Raw genomic sequence first — 16,737 nt, 5'->3', positions numbered from 1 at the left:
AGCACCCAAGGAGTATTCATGCACAGCAAAACGCCCGCACATTCCCCTCTCCCCCCCCTACAGCACCAATACCGCTGTCTGGCTGTCATCGCCTTGCTGAGCTTTGGCGCCGCTGCCGTACAAGCGCAAACGAACTCTCGCGAACTGCCCGGCAAAGGCGTCTCGGTGCAACCGCTCAAGGGTACGGTGGATGAGGAAATGTTCCAGACCCTGCTGGTTGCGCGCGCTCTGGAGAAGCTGGGCTACCGGGTACAGCCCGTCAAGAGTCTGGAAAACGGCACCCAGCATGTGGCCGTGGCCCAGGGCGACGCCACCTTTACCGCCACTCACTGGATGCCACTGCACCGCGCCTTTTATGAGAACAATGGCGCAGACAAGGCCTTCTATCGCGCCGGCACCTATTCGCGCAATGCGGTGCAAGGCTATCTGATCGACAAGGCCACGGCCGAGAAGTACCAAATCACCAGCATCACACAGCTCAAGGACCCCAAGCTGGCAGCGCTGTTCGACACCGATGGCGACGGCAAGGCCGACCTGACGGGCTGCAACCCTGGCTGGGGCTGCGAGCTGGCCATCAACAAACATCTCAAGGGACTGGATCTGGAGTCCAGCATCACCCACAGGCAAGGCAACTACCAGGCCTTGATTGCCGACACCATCACCCGCTACAAAAGCGGCAAGCCCATTCTGTATTACGTCTGGACCCCGTTCTGGGTGAACACCGTGCTGCGCCCGGGCAAGGAGGTCAGCTGGCTGGAGGTACCCAATGTCCCCGGTGCCCAGGGCGAAGACCAGACCCAGCTGCCCAATGGCAAGAACTACGGCTTCAAGCTCAATCAGCAATACATCCTGGCCAACAAGGCCTGGGCCGAGAAAAATCCGGCCGCTGCCAAGCTCTTCGCCGTGATGCAGCTGCCCATCGAGGACATCAACGCCCAGAACATGCGCATGCGCCAGGGCGAGAGCAGCGAGGCCGATGTCGGCCGCCATGTGGACGGCTGGATCAAGGCCCATCAACAGATTTTTGACGGCTGGCTGGAGCAGGCGCTCGCCGCTGCCAAATAAGTATCAAAAACGGCTCCAGCGCTTGATGGCAAAGCGCTGGAAGCTATCAAAAGTTCTTTGAACAGCGGGCCGCTGCCTACCAGTTGGCCTTGGCATTGCGGCAAGCCGCCTGGCTGGACAGGGCGACAAAGCGCTCCACACTCAGCGCCAGCATCTTGCGCCCCTGCCGGGCCAGCACCGGATCGGCCACGGCTCGCTCCACCACCCTGCCCTGCACCTCGGCCAGCATGGCGATGGTGGCGCTGCTGCGAGTGTTCAGATAAGCCTGCTCCAGCAGCACGCTGTCGCCCTCGGGCAGCACGCTGATGATCTGGCCGCTTTCGCACTCCTGAAACCGGGCCGTCTCGCCGTCCAGGCTGTACAGGCCCTGCCAGCGCCCGCTTTCCTGGCTGGGCTTGAGGCCCTCGGATACCGGGCCGGCCTGCTTGACCGCGGTCTGGGTCTGGACCTGCTTCTTGCCCGTGAGACCGGTCCAGGTCTTGTCCCAGGTCTGGGAAACCTTGTCCGTCATGCCGGACAAGCTCGAACAGGCGGTCAAACCCGTCACCACAATGACACTGGCCGCCAGGCGCCACAGCTTGCTCTGCATGAATACCTCTGATTTTCCAAAAGCAGGCACGTTAACAGACAGCGGCATCCTGCAATTGCTGCGGATATCTCGATGCAACAAAGTGTTGCATACATAATCTCGACCATCTCTTGAACCAATGCAGCCATGAGCCAACCCAACGCCCCCATCGTCCACGGCACCGAAGATGTGCTGATTGCCCTGTGCAACTCCGTCTCGCGCGTGCTGCAAGTGGCCACCCAGTGCCCGATCCAGTACTCGGGCATGGTGCAACGCATCACCAAGACCAGTCTCAAACCCGATATCGGCTGCTTTGTGTTGATCGATGGCAGCTTTTCTGCGCTCATCATCATCAACTTCTCGGCCGATGCGGCCATGGAGCTCTACCGCAGCTATCTGCTGTCCATGGGCATGGCCGAGAGCGATCTGGCCAGCTCCTATACCTCGGACGATGTGAGCAACGTCATGGGCGAACTGATGAACCAGGTCGTTGGCGACTTCACCAGCAAAGTGCAGCGCGAGCTGCAGACCCATATCGCGCAAAGCCAGCCCAAGATGATCCGCCTGAACAAGCAAGTCAATCTGAGCGTGGATGCCAACCTCGATGCCCCCGAAGCCCGCCGCGTGACCTTCTACACGGGCAACAACAACATCTTCTATCTGGAAATGGCGGTGGATCACATGGAATTCATCAAGATCAAGGACTTCGAAGCCCAGGAGAAGCCGGACCCCGATCTGGTCATGGCCCAGACCCGTGAAGCCCAGTCGGTTCAGCAGCCGGCGGCCCCAGCCTCCAGCGACACCGACGATCTGCTCAAGTCCCTGGGACTGTAATACAGCGGAGTACCGCGTAGGGCACCATGGCCCAGCATGCTGCCTCCGCCAGAAGAAACACCATGCGCACTTTCGCCTCTGCATTCATGTTCTGCAGTCTGCTGCTGACTGCGCAGGCAACGCTCGCTCAAAAAGCCCGCTGCGTCGATGCCAACGGCACAGGCTATGCCTGCAAAGGCAATGAAGCCATCATGCATGGCCAAAGCATGCACTCCGGCCAGCAGCCGAAGCGCCAGAAGCTCAATCTCGATTCCGCCAGCCCCGGCGAAGAAGGGCGCCATATGTTTGCGCGGCCTTCACGCGGCGGCAGCACGCATGAAAGCATGCAGCAGCGCCTGGAGCAGATGGACGCCGCAGCAGCCGCCGCCCGCTCGGGCCCCGGAGCTGGACCGCGTCCCTAGGCTTTCCATCCGCTTGCAGCAAGCCTGCAGCCTGCGCATCGGCCAACGCGCAGGCTGTCGCCGGCTGACCACAGCCCGGCGAGATCAGCCCTCGCCGGCCTTGGCATCGGCGTCGGGACCCGCCCCCTCCTGCCCCGCCTGCCCTCTCAAAGCCGGTACGACCGGGGCCGCCAGGCACACCAGCACCACTTGCCGCGATCGAATGTCCGCAAGACCGGGCCGAAGCGGCGAGCCTGTCCAGTCTCAGCCGGCTGCCTGCCGACCCCATGCGGGTCGCCCCCTTCCCGGGCCTGGCCGGGCCGAGCCAGGCCGCAACCTATAGGGCAATGCCCTGCGCAACAGGCAAGCAAGCCTCTTCGCCAACCAAAGGCGGCAGCGTGAAGTAAGAAAACCCTGTTCACAGGATAAATACTGTTTGCGCAATAATTTGAATACCAACTATTTGAATGCATCCGCAATGTCCAGCACCGCCTCAGTGTCCAGCCGCCAGCGTCAGCTCATCTTCGTCATGGCCCAGGTCAACAAGCAATGGAGGCGCACGCTGGACAAGGTCCTGGCTCCGCTGGGTCTGACCCAGGCGCTGTGGCTGCCTCTGGTCCATCTGGAGCGCAGCGCGGGAGCCATGCGACAAAAGGATCTGGCCCAGGCGCTGGCGCTGGACAGCTCTTCTGTCGTGCGCCTAATCGACGGTCTGGAGGCCCAGGGCTGGGTGGAGCGCATCGATGATGCAGATCGGCGCGTCAAGCGCATACAGCTCACAGCGGCCGGGCTACTTCAGGTCGAGACCGTCAAAACCATCGTGGCGGATGTCCGCAGCGAAGTCATGCAGGAGCTGGCCCCCGATCTGCTGGATGCCACACTGGATGCACTGGAAACCATGCTGGAAAAGATGGCTGCTCTGGAAGCAAGCGCCAGTGCGGGCTCCCAGCCCGAGAGCTGAACTAGCGCCACACGCAACAGAACCCTCACAGCTAGTTTCGGATTTCACTTGTATGCAAAGTCCCGTCACCCCTGTACGTAAAGCGCCGCTCTGGTTGCTGGTAATGGTCACCATTGCTGGCACCATGGCCATGCATATGTTCATCCCGGCTCTGCCCGATGCAGCTCGCCACTTCGGCGCCAGCAGCGGACAGATGCAGCAAACCATCACCGTCTACATCCTCGGCCTGGCACTGGGTCAGCTGATCTACGGCCCCATGTCGGATGCACTGGGCCGCCGGCCCCTGTTGCTTGTCGGCCTGTGTCTCTACACCGTCGCCAGCCTTGCGGCCTTTCTGGCCCCCAGCGCGAATATGCTGATTGGCGCGCGCCTGATTCAGGCTCTGGGCGGCTGCGCCGGCCTGGCACTGGGCCGCGCCATTGCCCGCGACACTGCGACACCCGAAACCGCCGTAGGCAGTCTGGCCTTGCTCAATCTCATGATGATGATTGGCCCGGGCATCGCCCCCTCCATAGGCTCAGGGCTGGATGCACTGTTCGGCTGGCGCATCATTTTTGCGGTGCTGGCGCTCATGGGGGCGTTAACGGCCATCGGAGTCTGGCGCCTGCTTCCTGAGACCGGTCACCCCACTGGCAAGCTGAACTGGCGCACCGTGCGCAATGACTATAGAACCTTGCTGGGTTCACCCCAGTTTCTGGGCTTCGCCATAGGCGGCGGTAGCGCCACCACATCCATGTACGCCTTTATTGCTGCAGCGCCGTTCATCTTCATCGAGCAGTTGCACACCAGCAAGGCACAGCTTGGCATCTACCTGGGAGTGCTGATGGCCGGCATGGCAGCAGGCAATGCGCTGGCACGCCAACTCATCAAACGCTGGCCCCTGGAGCGACTGATACTGGGCGGTAATATGCTGAGCCTGGGCAGCGCGGCGGCCCTGGTAGTCCTGACACTGCTGCAGCTGATCAACGTACCTGCTGTAGTGACATTGATGCTGCTGTTTACCTTGGGCTCAGGCATGACCAGCCCCGCCGCACTCTCCAAGGCTTTGGGCGTACACAGCGATTTGACGGGGTCAGCCGCCGGAGTCTATGGCTTCACGCAAATGGCCGTGGGCGGTCTGTGCACCTTTGGCGCCAGCCTGGGCGCCAGCCTGGGCGGCAGCCCGGCTCTATCGGCTTTTACAGTGCTGCTGATTGCCTGCATCGTGGGTCAGCTGGGCTTTCGCAGCGCGCTCAAGATGAAACCGGCCTCTAGCGCCTGATGGAGAATCGTAAACAGCTATATATTCAGTAGCAAACAGATTCAAGGAGCACCATGTCATCCATCGCCCAAAGCTGGCAGCGCATCAGCGCCTGGTATGCCCAGAACACACCCAAAGACACTCTGGTCTTGGCCGATGGCGCCAGCGAGGCAGAAATTGCCGAGCTGGAAGCCGCCCTGGGTCAGCGGCTACCGGACGATGTGCGTGAGTCACTGGCCCTGCACAACGGCGCGGCCAATGAGGCCTATCTGCTGTACTTTGGCGAGCTGCTGTCCACACAGCGCATGCTGGAGGTCTGGCAGATGTATGCGGACATGCAAAAGAGCGAAGGCTGGGGGCTTGGCCCGGACTACAACCCTGACTATCTGCAAGGCCCCCTGCGCGCCGTGTACTGGGATGCACTGCGTATTCCACTGACCGACAACTGCGGCGATGGCGCCATGCTGGACCTTGCGCCAGCGGCTGGTGGCCATGCGGGCCAGATCATCGAGTTTGATCACGAGGCAGGCCCCAAGGGCGTGTTTGCACCCAGCTTCTCGGCCTGGCTGGCGCTGCTGGCCGACGAGCTGGAGCAAGGCAAGCATGTCTATATCGAAGACGCAGGCTGCGTGGCACCGCCGGGCACCTGGTGAAAATCGGCGGTCAAGGCCTGCACGGCATCGTCCACGCTCCAGGCTGAATAGCAGTCGGGGTTGAGCCCCGGCATCTGCACGCGCTGCAGCAGCTCGCGCAGACTGTCCTTGACGCGGGCCAGCCGCAGCAGCACCCCGGCTTGCTGCAGCTGACGCGCCAGCTCGCCCAGTGCCTCAATGCCGGTGCTGTCCAGATCAGGGCTTTCCTCCAGACTCAGCACCACGGCATGCACATCTGCAGCTTGCGCCACGCGCGCGCGGATATCGCTCATCACGGCCTCGGCATTGCCAAAGAACAGGCTTTCCTCGGGCCGCAGAATCAGCAGACCCGGCACAGGTTGCGCTTCTGGGTGGCGCTGGCGGTCCACAAAATCATGGCTGCCCACCAGCCGCCCCAGCTCGCTGACATGGGACTGGGCCATGCGCTTGAGCAGCATCACAATGCTGACCACCATAGCCAGCAGCAGGCCATCAAGCACACCCAGCACAATCACGGCAGCAAAAGCTGTGAGCGCCACGGCGCGATCACGCTGCCAGATGAAATAAGGCTGCAGCGTGCGCCAGTTGAGCGAATGCGCCACCGCATGAATGACGATGGCGGCCAGCAAGGGCTCAGGGATTCGCTCCATCCAGGGCAGCAACTGCCACACCAGCACGGCCACCACGGCGCAGGCAATCAGGCCTGCGGCCTTGGTCTGCGCCCCAGCCACCTCATTGGCCGAGCTGGCCGAAAACCCCGCACCCACAGGCAGGCCCTGAAGCAGGGCTGAGGCCATATTGGCGCCACCCAGCGCCAGTAGATCGCGGTTGCTGTTCACCCCATCGCCATGGTGCAGCGCCAGCGAGCGGATGGAGCTGTATGACTCGGCATACAGAATCAAGGCCAGCGCCACAGCCAGCTGCCCCACGCGCAGCCAGTCGGCCCAGTCCAGCTCAGGCAGGGCCAGATGCGCAGCACCCAGTTGCAGCGAACCCACAGGCGCTATGCCCCAGCTCCTGCAAAAGCCCAGTGCATCGAGCGCAATGCCCGCCGCAATCACCAGCAAAGCACCGGGCACGGCCTTCCACCGCGCCAGAAGCCGCAGCGCCAGCAAGGCCACAAGCAGCATGGTCAGGCCATACCAGTTCCAGCGCGGTAGCAGCGCGATCAAGTCCTGGCTGAAATGCAGAAAGTCGCTGTGCGCGGGATGCACGCCCACAGCCAGTGGCAGTTGCTTGACCACAATGGTCAGCGCCAGACCAATGGCAAAGCCGCGCAGCACGGGCTTGGCAATGAATTGCGAGATGCCGCCCAGCCGCAGCAGGCCCGCCAGCACAAACATCACCCCAGCCACCAGCACCATGGCCACACCCATGAGCGCGCGATGATCGGCCGAGACATGCAGCACCGAGCCCGTGGCCGCCAGCAGCACAGCCGCTGAGGATGAGGTCGACGACACAATCGCAAAGCGGCTGGTACCGAGCAGCCCATAGACCAGCAAGCCCGCAAACAGCGCAATCACCCCGGCCTGGGGAGGCGCACCGGCAATGCCAGAATAGGCCACGGCCTCGGGCAGCAGCAGCCCCGCGATAGACAGGCCCGCAATCCAGTCCGCGCCGGCAAGCATCCAGCGCGCAGTCATATAGGCTTGTGCAGATTGCTGGTCACACCTGACCAGCCGGGCAAAAACTGCGCCTTGGGGTTGCGCGCCAGTGCCACAGCCTCGGTCACCAGCGATTCAGGCAGGCCTTGCCCGCCGCTGCTGCGCAGATCGCTTTTGCGAAACAGCGGGCGAAAGAAATCGGCCCAGAGAAATTCGGCATAGGGCGCGGCCTCTTTGGCATAACCACCGGCCTTGCGCACCTCTCCGGCCAGGCTGCGATAGGGGTCGTCCTTGAGTCGTTCAAGCTGCTTGGGAATGGCCGAGAACTCGCAGCGCTCGCCCTTGTAGTTGTACGGATGGGCCCACTGGTGAAACTCCATGAGCCGCCAGAACATACCCATCTCCATGGCGCTGAAGTCCGCCAGCTGCATGACCCAGACCGATGTCACCTGCTCCTGCCACAACGCTTGCCCCAGATGGTGGTGGTCGACGATGTAGTGCAGCCCCTTGGGGCCTTTGACCGCCGGAAACCAGTGGCTGAGCAGCAGCTTGCCCCGCGCCTTGGATTTGAGCCTGGCCCACTCGGCGCGCTTGAGCGCCACCTCCGCCGCGCCCACCGTCATCTGCGTAGGGCGCAGATCGGAAAGCGAAACCTGCTCCAGGTGCTGCTGTGCGCTCATGCCGACTCCCTTGATTGAGATCAGCCATTGTGGGCAGACGCATGGCAAAAGAAAAGAGCCCGGCTTGCGGGCTCTTTTTCAACAACAGTCAGCACTCACCAAACTTCAGAGATTACCCACCATATTCGCAGGCACCACCCACTGGTCAAACTGCTCTGCCGTCACATGGCCGCTGGCAATGGCCGCGTCACGCAGGCTGCTGCCCTCCTTGTGCGCCTTCTTGGCGATATAGGCAGCCTTGTCGTAGCCGATATGTGTGTTGAGCGCCGTCACCAGCATCAGCGAACGACCCACCAGCTCTTCGATGCGCGTGCGGTTGGGCTCAATGCCCACGGCACAGTGATCGTTGAAACTGACCATGCCATCGGCCAGCAGGCGCACGCTTTGCAGAAAGTTGTGCGCCACCATTGGGCGAAACACGTTCAGCTCGAAATTGCCCGAGGCTCCGCCGAAATTGATGGCCACATCGTTGCCGAACACCTGGGCGCAAAGCATGGTCACGGCTTCGGACTGCGTGGGGTTGACCTTGCCCGGCATGATGGACGAACCCGGCTCGTTCTCCGGGATCGAAATTTCGCCCAGGCCGCTGCGTGGCCCGGATGCCAGCCAGCGCACGTCGTTGGCGATTTTCATCAGGCTTGCAGCCAGCGTCTTGAGAGCACCATGCGCATAAACCAAGCCGTCGCAGCTCGCCAGAGACTCGAACTTGTTGGGCGAGGTGACGAACGGGGAGCCCGTCAGTCTGGCCAGTTCCGCCGCCACGCCTTCGGCGTAGCCCTTGGGGGCATTCAGCCCCGTACCCACGGCCGTCCCCCCCAGGGCCAGCTCATACAGATGCGGCAATGCGGCGCGCACATGGGCTTCGCCATGGGCCAGCTGGGCCACCCAGCCGGATATTTCCTGGCCCAGCGTCAGCGGCGTGGCATCCTGCAAATGCGTGCGACCGATCTTGACGATGTCGGCAAAGGCTTCGCTCTTGGCCAGCAGCGTGACACGCAGCTTGGCGATGGCAGGCAGCAGCTTGCGCTCGATGGACGTCACCGCCGCCACATGCATGGCCGTGGGATAGACATCGTTGCTGGACTGGCTTTTGTTCACATCGTCATTCGGGTGCACCAGACGGGCTTCACCGCGCTCGCCGCCCATCAGCTCGCTGGCCCGGTTGGCCAGCACCTCGTTGACGTTCATATTGGTCTGCGTGCCGGAGCCGGTCTGCCAGACCACCAGGGGGAACTCATCGGTGTGCTTGCCCGCGAGCACCTCATCGGCGGCCGAATTGATGGCTCTGGATTTTCTCTCGTCCAGCAGACCCAGCGCCTGGTTGACGCTGGCAGAGGCCTTTTTGACCTGCGCCAGCGCAGCAATGATTTCACGCGGTTGCTGCTCGCCGCTGATGTCAAAATTCTGCAGCGAGCGCTGCGTCTGCGCCCCCCAGAGCTTGTCGGCGGGTACATCGATCAGGCCAAAAGTGTCTTTTTCCTGGCGGGTGACTGTCATGGAATCGCTCCTTGCAATACAACTCGGCGCAGCTGGCTGAAGAAATCTGGCTGCCGTTGGCCGCAAACGGAAGTCGACCCACCGCCAGGCAGGCCACTTCCACAACCGGTCCATGCTAGCTCAGCCCGGCAGGCGGCAAGCACAATCGAGGCAACACCCCTGCGCCGGCAAGGCCAGAAATACATAGTTACATTAAATCAATGTCGGACAAAGAATCCGACCGGCCCTGCAGGCCCGCCACATCAATGTTCACTGATCTTTCCACCCCCATCGCCACCACCGTCATGACATCGAGTTACAGCACGATGATGGTGTGTGTCTCCATCGTCATCGCGGTATTTGCCTCTTTTGTGACGCTGGGTCTGGCCCGTCGCATGCGCATGGCCTCAGGCAGAATCGGACGCATCTGGTGGGCCATCGGCGCCATGGTGATGGGCACGGGGGTCTGGGCCATGCACTTCATCGGCATGCAGGCGTTTGAGCTGCCCATCACCCTGGGCTACAGCGGTGCTCTGACGCTGGCCTCCTGGGTCGCGGCAGTCGCGGCATCGGCACTGGCCTTTGGAGTGGCAACCAGGGTCGAATACCGCTGGCCTCATTTCCTGGGCGCCTCGCTGCTCATGGGCGGCGGCATCTGCGCCATGCACTACCTGGGCATGCTCGCCATCGAGATGTCCATCCCGATTGCCTGGGACTGGCCGCTGGTGGCGACCTCCGCCCTGATCGCAGTACTGGCCTCGGCCACGGCGCTGAATCTGTTTCGCGCGCTGTTTTCGCTCTCCGGCAAGCGGCTGTGGCTGTTCCAGACATTGGCGGCACTGATCATGGGCTTTGCCATCTGCGGCATGCACTACACCGGGATGTCGGCGGCCAGCTTTGCCAGTGGCTCGGTCTGCCTGAGTGCGGAAGCCCTGAGCGGTCCCGAGCTCACCACCATCATCATCATCACCACGGTCATGCTGCTGATCGCGGCGATGTTCAGCACCTTGCTCGATGCGCGCCTGCAAAGCACTGCCTTCAAGCTCAATCAATCGCTGCAGGAAACCAATGCCAAGCTACAGCTGGCCAATACCGAGTTGCGCCAGCGCGCCTTTGCCGACCCGCTGACCAACCTGCCCAACCGCCTGCTGTTTGAAGATCGTCTCATCCACGCCCTGCTGCGCCTGGAGCGCGCCAACCGCTCACGAATCAAGGAGCGGCTGGGAATCTTGTTTGTGGATCTGGACGGATTCAAGCCCATCAATGACTCCTTTGGCCACGCCGCAGGCGATCAGATCCTCATCAGCGCCGCCGAGCGGCTGACTGCGGAAGCCCGCAGCAGCGATACCGTGGCCCGCGTGGGCGGGGATGAATTCCTGGTGCTGCTGGAAGACACCCAGGACGTGGCCGCCTGCATGGCGGTGGCCAACCGAATTCTCAAGGCGCTTAGCCAGCCCTTTCGGCTAGGCAACAAGGAGCTGCAGATCACCTGCTCCATCGGCATCGTGGCATTTCCCGACCATGGTGACCGCGACCACCTGATCGCCAACGCCGATGCCGCCATGTACGCAGCCAAACGCAATGGCGGCAACGGTTTTGCAGTGTTCGAGCCGCATATGGGCAGCGATGCATCCGAGCAACTGGAACTTCAAAACGACCTGCGCCACGCCATTCAGCGCGGTCAGATGGAGCTGCATTACCAGCCCAAGATCGACAGCGAGCGCGGCAACATCATCGGGGTAGAGGCACTGCTGCGCTGGGCCCACCCGGAGCGCGGCATGATTGCGCCCGATATCTTCATCCCCCTGGCCGAGCGCTTCGGCATCATCAACAGCCTGGGCAACTGGGTGATCGAAGAAGCCTGCCGCCAGCTGGCCCTGTGGCGCAACATGGGACTGCAGATGCGGGTGGCGATCAATCTCTCCGTGCACCAGCTGCGCGAAAGCGGCCTGGCAGATCGCATCACCCAGACGCTGCTGCGCCACGATGTACAGGCCAGCCAGCTGCTGTGCGAGATCACCGAATCCGTGGCCATGGAAGACACCCAGGCCACGCAGCGCGCAATCGAGGAATTGCGCGACATCGGCATCTTTCTCTCGATCGACGACTTCGGCACTGGCTACTCCAGCCTCAACTATCTGCGTCAGCTTCCCGCCCAGCAGTTGAAGATCGACCGCAGCTTCATCCGCGACCTGGAAACCGAGGAAGATGCCCGCGCCGTGGTCCACGCCGTCGTGCGCCTAGCCCATGCCCTGGGCCTGCGCGTGGTGGCCGAGGGTGTGGAAACTGCGGGTCAGCGGGACATTCTGATCGACATGCAATGTGACGAGCTTCAGGGCTACTTCTACGCGCGCCCCATGCCGGCGGACAGCCTTCTGGCCTGGGCCAGAGACGATCGCCGAGGCGGCCAGGCCGATTTCTCGGCCTCCATCCTCGGCGCACTGACCGGCTGAACGCCGCACAGCACCCACCAGTCATATATAAGACTGGTGGGTTATGGCTGCAAGAATTGTCGTCTGGGCCGATAATCGATGGGTTTACCGTGCGCGCCCCACGCGTACAGATTGCAACCCCCGAGAAGCTTCACGATGACCACCTCCATCCGCCAGCAGGACCTGATCGATTCGATCGCAGGCGCCCTCCAGTACATCAGTTACTACCACACGCCGGATTTCATCCAGCATCTGGCCCGCGCCTATGAGCGCGAGCAAAGCCCTGCGGCCAAGGATGCGATGGCGCAGATCCTCACAAACTCCAAGATGGCGGCCACCGGCCAGCGCCCCATCTGCCAGGACACCGGCATCGTCAACGTGTTCCTGAAAGTGGGCATGGACGTCAAGTGGGAAGGCTTCACCATGGGGCTGGAAGACGCCATCAACGAAGGCGTACGCCGTGGCTACAACCACCCCGACAACACGCTGCGCGCCTCGGTCGTGGCCGACCCCCACTTCAAGCGCAAGAACACCAAGGACAACACCCCCGCCGTGATCAATGTGCAGATCGTGCCCGGCGACAAGGTGGACGTGACCGTGGCTGCTAAGGGCGGCGGCTCCGAGAACAAGTCCAAGATGATCATGATGAACCCCAGCGACGACCTGGTGGACTGGGTTCTGAAGACCGTCCCCACCATGGGCGCAGGCTGGTGCCCTCCCGGCATGCTGGGCATCGGTATCGGCGGCACGGCTGAAAAGGCTGTTCTGCTGGCCAAGGAAAGCCTGATGGAAGACCTCAACATGTACGAGCTGCAGCAAAAAGCTGCCAGCGGTGCAGAGCTCGACGACGTGGAAAAGCTGCGTCTGGAGCTGTTCGAGAAGATCAATGCCCTGGGCATCGGCGCCCAGGGCCTGGGCGGCCTGACCACGGTGCTGGACGTCAAGATCAACATGTACCCCACGCATGCGGCCTCCAAGCCCGTGGCCATGATTCCCAACTGCGCCGCCACCCGCCACGCCCACTTCGTGATGGACGGCTCCGGCCCCGTGCACCTGGATGCCCCTTCTCTGGACACCTGGCCCAAGATCGACTGGCACCCCGACTACAACAAGTCCAAGAAGGTCGATTTGAACAATCTGACCAAGGAAGAAGTGGCCAGCTGGAAGCCCGGCGACACCCTGCTGCTCAACGGCAAGATGCTGACCGGCCGTGATGCTGCCCACAAGCGCATCCAGGACATGCTGGCCAAGGGCGAAAAGCTGCCCGTGGACTTCACCAACCGCGTGATCTACTACGTCGGCCCCGTGGACCCCGTTCGCGATGAAGTGGTTGGCCCTGCAGGCCCCACCACGGCCACCCGCATGGACAAGTTCACCGACATGATGCTGTCGCAGACCGGCCTGATCTCCATGATCGGCAAGTCCGAGCGCGGCCCTGTCGCCATCGAGGCCATCAAGAAGCACAAGAGCGCTTACCTGATGGCCGTGGGCGGCGCCGCCTACCTGGTCTCCAAGGCCATCAAGCAAGCCAAGGTGGTGGGCTTTGAAGACCTGGGCATGGAAGCCATCTATGAATTCGACGTGGTCGACATGCCTGTCACGGTGGCAGTGGATGCCGGGGGCACCAGCGCCCATATCACCGGCCCCGCCGTCTGGAAGGAAAAGATCGCGACCGGGGAATTCAAGGGCATTGAAGTGGCTGGTGTGTAATCACCCAGCAGGCCCCGCCATAAAAAACCGCCTTCGGGCGGTTTTTTTGTTCCGCAGCTTCGAGAATGAAGTTGCAGTAGGCTGATGGGCCGAATTGGCCTTTTCCCGGGATTTTTCTAGAACCCAATCCAACCCATGCATATCCGAGCAGAACTGCCCACCGATGCCAAGGCCATCGAGCAGGTGACGATCCAGGCCTTCAAGGACGCACCGCATACCGATCACACCGAGCAATTCATCGTGCGCGAGTTGCGCGCAGCCGGGGCTCTTGCCCTGTCCCTTGTCGCAGAGATTGACGAGCAAATCGTCGGGCATGTCGCCATCTCACCCGTCACCATCAGCGACGGCAGCCAGCACTGGTTTGGCCTGGGCCCCATCTCCGTCATTCCCCAAAAACAGCGACAGGGTATTGGCAGTGCGCTAATGCAGGCAGCCATCAGCGCTCTGCAAGCCCAGTCTGCGCAGGGGTGCGTGCTGCTTGGCGAGCCTGACTACTACCGGCGCTTTGGTTTCCGCGCGGTACAGGGCCTGGTGCTGCCCGGAGTGCCTGCCGAGTACTTTCAAGCCCTGTCTTTCGAAGGCCCGCCGCCACAAGGCGAGGTGAGTTACCACAGGGCATTCAACGCCCGGGACTGAGCCTGCCGCAGTTTGACAGTCTGTCGGCTCGGCGGCGAGGCTGCATCGGCTCCCTGCCATTGGCGCAGCAGCGATGGCAAAGCCGATGCGCCGGCTAGAGCGGCCTTGGACATATCGCCCCCATCAGCAAGCACAGCTTTTGGGCTTTACGGCAACGCGATACCTCGTCTTCATTGAAATCAGGGCTTCTTGGTAAATACGAGACACAGATACCAAGCATGCTATTTAAGATATGCGACAGAGTGGGTATTCGTCTGACACCGTCCAGAATGATTTGCATCGCAAGCACAAGGAGTTCAGCATGAGCCATGTCGCAGCAAAGATGGTGACCGGTGCGCTGGTGGCGCTCTGGGGCTTTGCTTCCGCACAGACTCAGCAGCCACCGGCTGCGCCCAAGCCACTGACTTCCCCTGCGACTCAGGTATTGATCCCCCAGGGAGTCTATGCGCAGATCGACACCAGACTGGGGCAGGAAGCTCTTCGCTTGCTGTCGCAGGGTACGCCTCAGCAGCAGCAAGCTGTGCTCGAGCGCGTACGTGCCGCGCCCGAGCGCTTTCAACCGCCCGTGTTCTATGTGCTGTCGCAAACACTGTTCAAGGCAGGTCTGCGGGACGAGGCCGCCTTCTGGTTCTACGCCGGCCAGCTGCGTGCCCGCTTCGACGCCAATCGCTGTGCCGACGTCACTGCCAGGCAAGCGGTCGATGTGATGAATCAGAGTTATGGAGCCCCCATCAATCGCCATCTGTTCCAGGATCTGGACAAGGCTCAGGAGTTGATCGCCAGGGTCGTGGACTGGGATCGCCGCACGCCCCACGCCTACGACCCGCACTGGATCAATCTCCACGGCATGCAGGCGGTTCAGGCCTCCCGGGACCCGCAACTGGCCGCCAGGCTGACGATGGAATCGCTGAGCCTGCCAGCCGCGCAATGGCCTACCCTGGCCGAGCAGACTCGCACCAAGTATCTACAGGGCTTTCAGGAAGCCATCAGCCAGCTCAAAGCCGAGTCAAAATCCAAGTGAAAGATCGCTACCGCCCCTGGTCTCTGTGCCTTATGTAGAAACCGCTTTCGTTTACTCTTTTTGAATACTCTTTCGGCAAGACTCCGCGCAGCCTTGATGGCAGCCCCTATTGGCACATGCCCTGTTTGCTCTACGATGACTCAGACCTCTGCACCCTGAGCCACTGCAATGCCACTCAAAAGGAGTCCTCATGCACAAGCTCTTTGCGCTGTTGACGACCACTGCCCTCGTCGCCTTGCTGACCGCCTGCCTGGTACCCGAGCGCTTCTCCGCCAGCGTGGAAGTGCAAGCCGATGGCAGCTACAGCTACCACTTTGATGGCACGGTGGTCAATGCCATGGCAGTGATGAAGCTCAGAAAACAAGGCGTGCTGAGCGAGAAAGACCATCAGGAGCTGGCGGCGCAAGCGCAGCAACTGAGCCGCGAACCCGAGGTCAGGAAAGCCGTCTACAAAGGCAATGCGCGCTATGCGCTGGAAATTGCCGGCCAGCGAAAGCCCGGTGAAGGCCTGCGATTGCTGGACATGTTCACCGTGCAGACGGACAGAAACGGCGTGATGACGATTGCCGCCAAACCGCTCAAGGACAAGGAAAAGAGAGACTTCGCGCAACTGGGCATCACCATGAACGGCAGCCTGAAGGTCAGCCTGCCCGGCAATGCCGAGGTTCTCTCGCAAAACGCCAGCTCCACGCCCACGCTGGGCCTGGGCGCGTACAGCTGGAAAATCGGCAGCCTGAACGTGCGACCCGAGATCAGGCTGCGCTTCAAGCCATGAAGGCCGTCGCAGTGCTCGGACTTGGCATTTCGGGCGAAGATGCCTGCACAATTTTCTGCGTCTGCCCGCCAAGTCCCTTATGAGCCCAAACCTTCCATCGACAGCCCCGCAACTGCCTTTCTCCCAGGCCTGCGAAAACAACCAGGCCGCTATTTTCGAGGTGCTGAAGTCTGCTTTTCAGCACAGCCGGCATGTGCTGGAGATAGGCTCCGGCACCGGCCAGCACAGCGTGTACTTCGCACCGCGCCTGCCGCAGCTGATCTGGCAGACCAGCGACTTGGCCGGCAGTCATGCAGGTATCCAGGCTTGGCAGGCCGCCCACGAAGCGCCCAATCTGCGTGCTCCGCTGGAGTTCGATCTGGCGACCGATGCCTGGCCCTCAACTACGGATCCATCAGGCTTTGATGCCGTTTTTACCAGCAATACCTGTCATATCGTGGCCTGGCCGCTGGTGCAGCGCATGTTCGAGCTGGTGGGCTCGCACTTGCCCGAAGGCGGCGTGTTTGCCATCTATGGCCCGTTCAACTATGGCGGCCATTTCACCAGCGACAGCAACCGCGCCTTCGACGCCTGGCTGCGCCAGCGTGATGCGCGCAGCGGCCTGCGCGACTTTGAAGCCATCGTGGCCCTGGCCGGTCAGCACGGCCTGCAGCTTGAACTCGATCAGGCCATGCCGGCCAATAACCGCACGCTGGTATTTCACAAACGCTGAACTCTTACACC

At 61.9% G+C, this 16,737-nt stretch carries 16 protein-coding genes; 12 read left to right on the top strand and 4 right to left on the bottom strand.

Annotation, left to right across the window (positions count from 1 at the left end):
• Window positions 1-18 precede the first annotated feature (18 nt).
• The gene (proX, locus tag P353_RS25175) at window positions 19-1,065 is read left to right on the top strand and encodes a glycine betaine/L-proline ABC transporter substrate-binding protein ProX (protein WP_080750678.1); all 1,047 of its coding nucleotides are present in this window, start codon (window positions 19-21) and stop codon (window positions 1,063-1,065) included.
• A 76-nt stretch (window positions 1,066-1,141) separates the two neighbouring features.
• Here proX and P353_RS25170 read toward each other — a convergent pair whose 3' ends face one another.
• Entirely contained in the window at window positions 1,142-1,654 is a 513-nt protein-coding gene (locus P353_RS25170; RefSeq protein ID WP_034375733.1) for a hypothetical protein, read from the bottom strand.
• A gap of 126 nt (window positions 1,655-1,780) precedes the next feature.
• Here P353_RS25170 and P353_RS25165 point away from each other — a divergent pair, with 126 nt between their 5' ends.
• From P353_RS25165 to P353_RS25145, 5 genes are all read left to right on the top strand, one after another.
• Window positions 1,781-2,467 (top strand): DUF3334 family protein, encoded by a 687-nt coding sequence (locus P353_RS25165; protein WP_034375732.1) that lies wholly within the window; start codon window positions 1,781-1,783, stop codon window positions 2,465-2,467.
• 62 nt (window positions 2,468-2,529) lie between these two features.
• On the top strand, window positions 2,530-2,868 hold the full coding sequence (locus tag P353_RS30095) for a hypothetical protein (RefSeq protein ID WP_232776902.1): 339 nt from the start codon (window positions 2,530-2,532) through the stop codon (window positions 2,866-2,868).
• 457 nt (window positions 2,869-3,325) lie between these two features.
• Window positions 3,326-3,808, top strand: a complete 483-nt coding sequence (locus P353_RS25155; RefSeq protein ID WP_034375731.1) for a MarR family winged helix-turn-helix transcriptional regulator — start codon at window positions 3,326-3,328, stop codon at window positions 3,806-3,808.
• 52 nt (window positions 3,809-3,860) lie between these two features.
• A complete protein-coding gene (locus tag P353_RS25150; RefSeq protein WP_034375730.1) occupies window positions 3,861-5,069 on the top strand; it encodes a multidrug effflux MFS transporter in 1,209 nt (402 codons plus the stop codon).
• A 53-nt stretch (window positions 5,070-5,122) separates the two neighbouring features.
• Entirely contained in the window at window positions 5,123-5,701 is a 579-nt protein-coding gene (locus P353_RS25145; RefSeq protein WP_034375729.1) for an SMI1/KNR4 family protein, read from the top strand.
• Here the strand turns inward: P353_RS25145 and P353_RS25140 are convergent.
• The 3 genes from P353_RS25140 to fumC form a co-directional block, all read right to left on the bottom strand.
• Complete coding sequence (locus P353_RS25140; RefSeq protein ID WP_034375728.1) at window positions 5,656-7,323, bottom strand: SulP family inorganic anion transporter; 1,668 nt, start codon at window positions 7,321-7,323, stop codon at window positions 5,656-5,658. The two genes, P353_RS25145 and P353_RS25140, sit on opposite strands and share 46 nt — an antisense overlap.
• The gene (locus tag P353_RS25135; RefSeq protein WP_034375726.1) at window positions 7,320-7,964 is read right to left on the bottom strand and encodes a ParB-like protein; all 645 of its coding nucleotides are present in this window, start codon (window positions 7,962-7,964) and stop codon (window positions 7,320-7,322) included. Before P353_RS25135 ends, P353_RS25140 begins: the two co-directional genes overlap by 4 nt.
• A gap of 105 nt (window positions 7,965-8,069) precedes the next feature.
• Window positions 8,070-9,461 carry a class II fumarate hydratase gene (gene fumC, locus P353_RS25130; protein ID WP_034375724.1) on the bottom strand — a complete coding sequence of 464 codons (1,392 nt, stop codon included), beginning with the start codon at window positions 9,459-9,461 and terminating at the stop codon, window positions 8,070-8,072.
• A gap of 245 nt (window positions 9,462-9,706) precedes the next feature.
• Here fumC and P353_RS25125 point away from each other — a divergent pair, with 245 nt between their 5' ends.
• The 6 genes from P353_RS25125 (at window position 9,707) to P353_RS25100 (ending at window position 16,726) form a co-directional block, all read left to right on the top strand.
• Window positions 9,707-11,893 carry a putative bifunctional diguanylate cyclase/phosphodiesterase gene (locus P353_RS25125; RefSeq protein WP_230847663.1) on the top strand — a complete coding sequence of 729 codons (2,187 nt, stop codon included), beginning with the start codon at window positions 9,707-9,709 and terminating at the stop codon, window positions 11,891-11,893.
• 135 nt (window positions 11,894-12,028) lie between these two features.
• Complete coding sequence (locus P353_RS25120; protein ID WP_034375722.1) at window positions 12,029-13,582, top strand: fumarate hydratase; 1,554 nt, start codon at window positions 12,029-12,031, stop codon at window positions 13,580-13,582.
• 135 nt (window positions 13,583-13,717) lie between these two features.
• On the top strand, window positions 13,718-14,218 hold the full coding sequence (locus P353_RS25115; RefSeq protein ID WP_034375720.1) for a GNAT family N-acetyltransferase: 501 nt from the start codon (window positions 13,718-13,720) through the stop codon (window positions 14,216-14,218).
• A 301-nt stretch (window positions 14,219-14,519) separates the two neighbouring features.
• A complete protein-coding gene (locus tag P353_RS25110) occupies window positions 14,520-15,239 on the top strand; it encodes a hypothetical protein (protein ID WP_034375782.1) in 720 nt (239 codons plus the stop codon).
• A 190-nt stretch (window positions 15,240-15,429) separates the two neighbouring features.
• Window positions 15,430-16,014: a hypothetical protein gene (locus P353_RS25105; protein WP_034375718.1), complete on the top strand. Its 585-nt coding sequence runs from the start codon at window positions 15,430-15,432 to the stop codon at window positions 16,012-16,014.
• Between the two features lie 79 nt (window positions 16,015-16,093).
• The gene (locus P353_RS25100) at window positions 16,094-16,726 is read left to right on the top strand and encodes a DUF938 domain-containing protein (RefSeq protein ID WP_034375716.1); all 633 of its coding nucleotides are present in this window, start codon (window positions 16,094-16,096) and stop codon (window positions 16,724-16,726) included.
• Window positions 16,727-16,737: the final 11 nt, after the last annotated feature.

It is taken from the genome of Comamonas testosteroni, from assembly GCF_000761245.1.
In the GTDB taxonomy this organism is placed as follows: Bacteria; Pseudomonadota; Gammaproteobacteria; order Burkholderiales; family Burkholderiaceae_C; genus Comamonas; species Comamonas testosteroni_C.
The sequence above is the reverse complement of the archived record's forward strand: the minus strand, read 5'-3'. Positions and strand labels throughout refer to the sequence as shown.

What these genes read in the sequence shown, in the direction of transcription:
- P353_RS25155 (WP_034375731.1), top strand. Translation starts at nt 3,326, where the DNA reads ATGTCCAGCACCGCCTCAGTGTCCAGCCGCCAGCGTCAGCTCATCTTC.
- proX (WP_080750678.1), top strand. Translation starts at nt 19, where the DNA reads ATGCACAGCAAAACGCCCGCACATTCCCCTCTCCCCCCCCTACAGCAC.
- P353_RS25140 (WP_034375728.1), bottom strand. Translation starts at nt 7,323, where the DNA reads ATGACTGCGCGCTGGATGCTTGCCGGCGCGGACTGGATTGCGGGCCTG.
- P353_RS25165 (WP_034375732.1), top strand. Translation starts at nt 1,781, where the DNA reads ATGAGCCAACCCAACGCCCCCATCGTCCACGGCACCGAAGATGTGCTG.
- P353_RS25120 (WP_034375722.1), top strand. Translation starts at nt 12,029, where the DNA reads ATGACCACCTCCATCCGCCAGCAGGACCTGATCGATTCGATCGCAGGC.
- P353_RS25105 (WP_034375718.1), top strand. Translation starts at nt 15,430, where the DNA reads ATGCACAAGCTCTTTGCGCTGTTGACGACCACTGCCCTCGTCGCCTTG.
- P353_RS25115 (WP_034375720.1), top strand. Translation starts at nt 13,718, where the DNA reads ATGCATATCCGAGCAGAACTGCCCACCGATGCCAAGGCCATCGAGCAG.
- P353_RS25145 (WP_034375729.1), top strand. Translation starts at nt 5,123, where the DNA reads ATGTCATCCATCGCCCAAAGCTGGCAGCGCATCAGCGCCTGGTATGCC.
- P353_RS25125 (WP_230847663.1), top strand. Translation starts at nt 9,707, where the DNA reads ATGTTCACTGATCTTTCCACCCCCATCGCCACCACCGTCATGACATCG.
- P353_RS25135 (WP_034375726.1), bottom strand. Translation starts at nt 7,964, where the DNA reads ATGAGCGCACAGCAGCACCTGGAGCAGGTTTCGCTTTCCGATCTGCGC.
- P353_RS25150 (WP_034375730.1), top strand. Translation starts at nt 3,861, where the DNA reads ATGCAAAGTCCCGTCACCCCTGTACGTAAAGCGCCGCTCTGGTTGCTG.
- P353_RS25170 (WP_034375733.1), bottom strand. Translation starts at nt 1,654, where the DNA reads ATGCAGAGCAAGCTGTGGCGCCTGGCGGCCAGTGTCATTGTGGTGACG.
- P353_RS30095 (WP_232776902.1), top strand. Translation starts at nt 2,530, where the DNA reads ATGCGCACTTTCGCCTCTGCATTCATGTTCTGCAGTCTGCTGCTGACT.
- P353_RS25100 (WP_034375716.1), top strand. Translation starts at nt 16,094, where the DNA reads ATGAGCCCAAACCTTCCATCGACAGCCCCGCAACTGCCTTTCTCCCAG.
- fumC (WP_034375724.1), bottom strand. Translation starts at nt 9,461, where the DNA reads ATGACAGTCACCCGCCAGGAAAAAGACACTTTTGGCCTGATCGATGTA.
- P353_RS25110 (WP_034375782.1), top strand. Translation starts at nt 14,520, where the DNA reads ATGAGCCATGTCGCAGCAAAGATGGTGACCGGTGCGCTGGTGGCGCTC.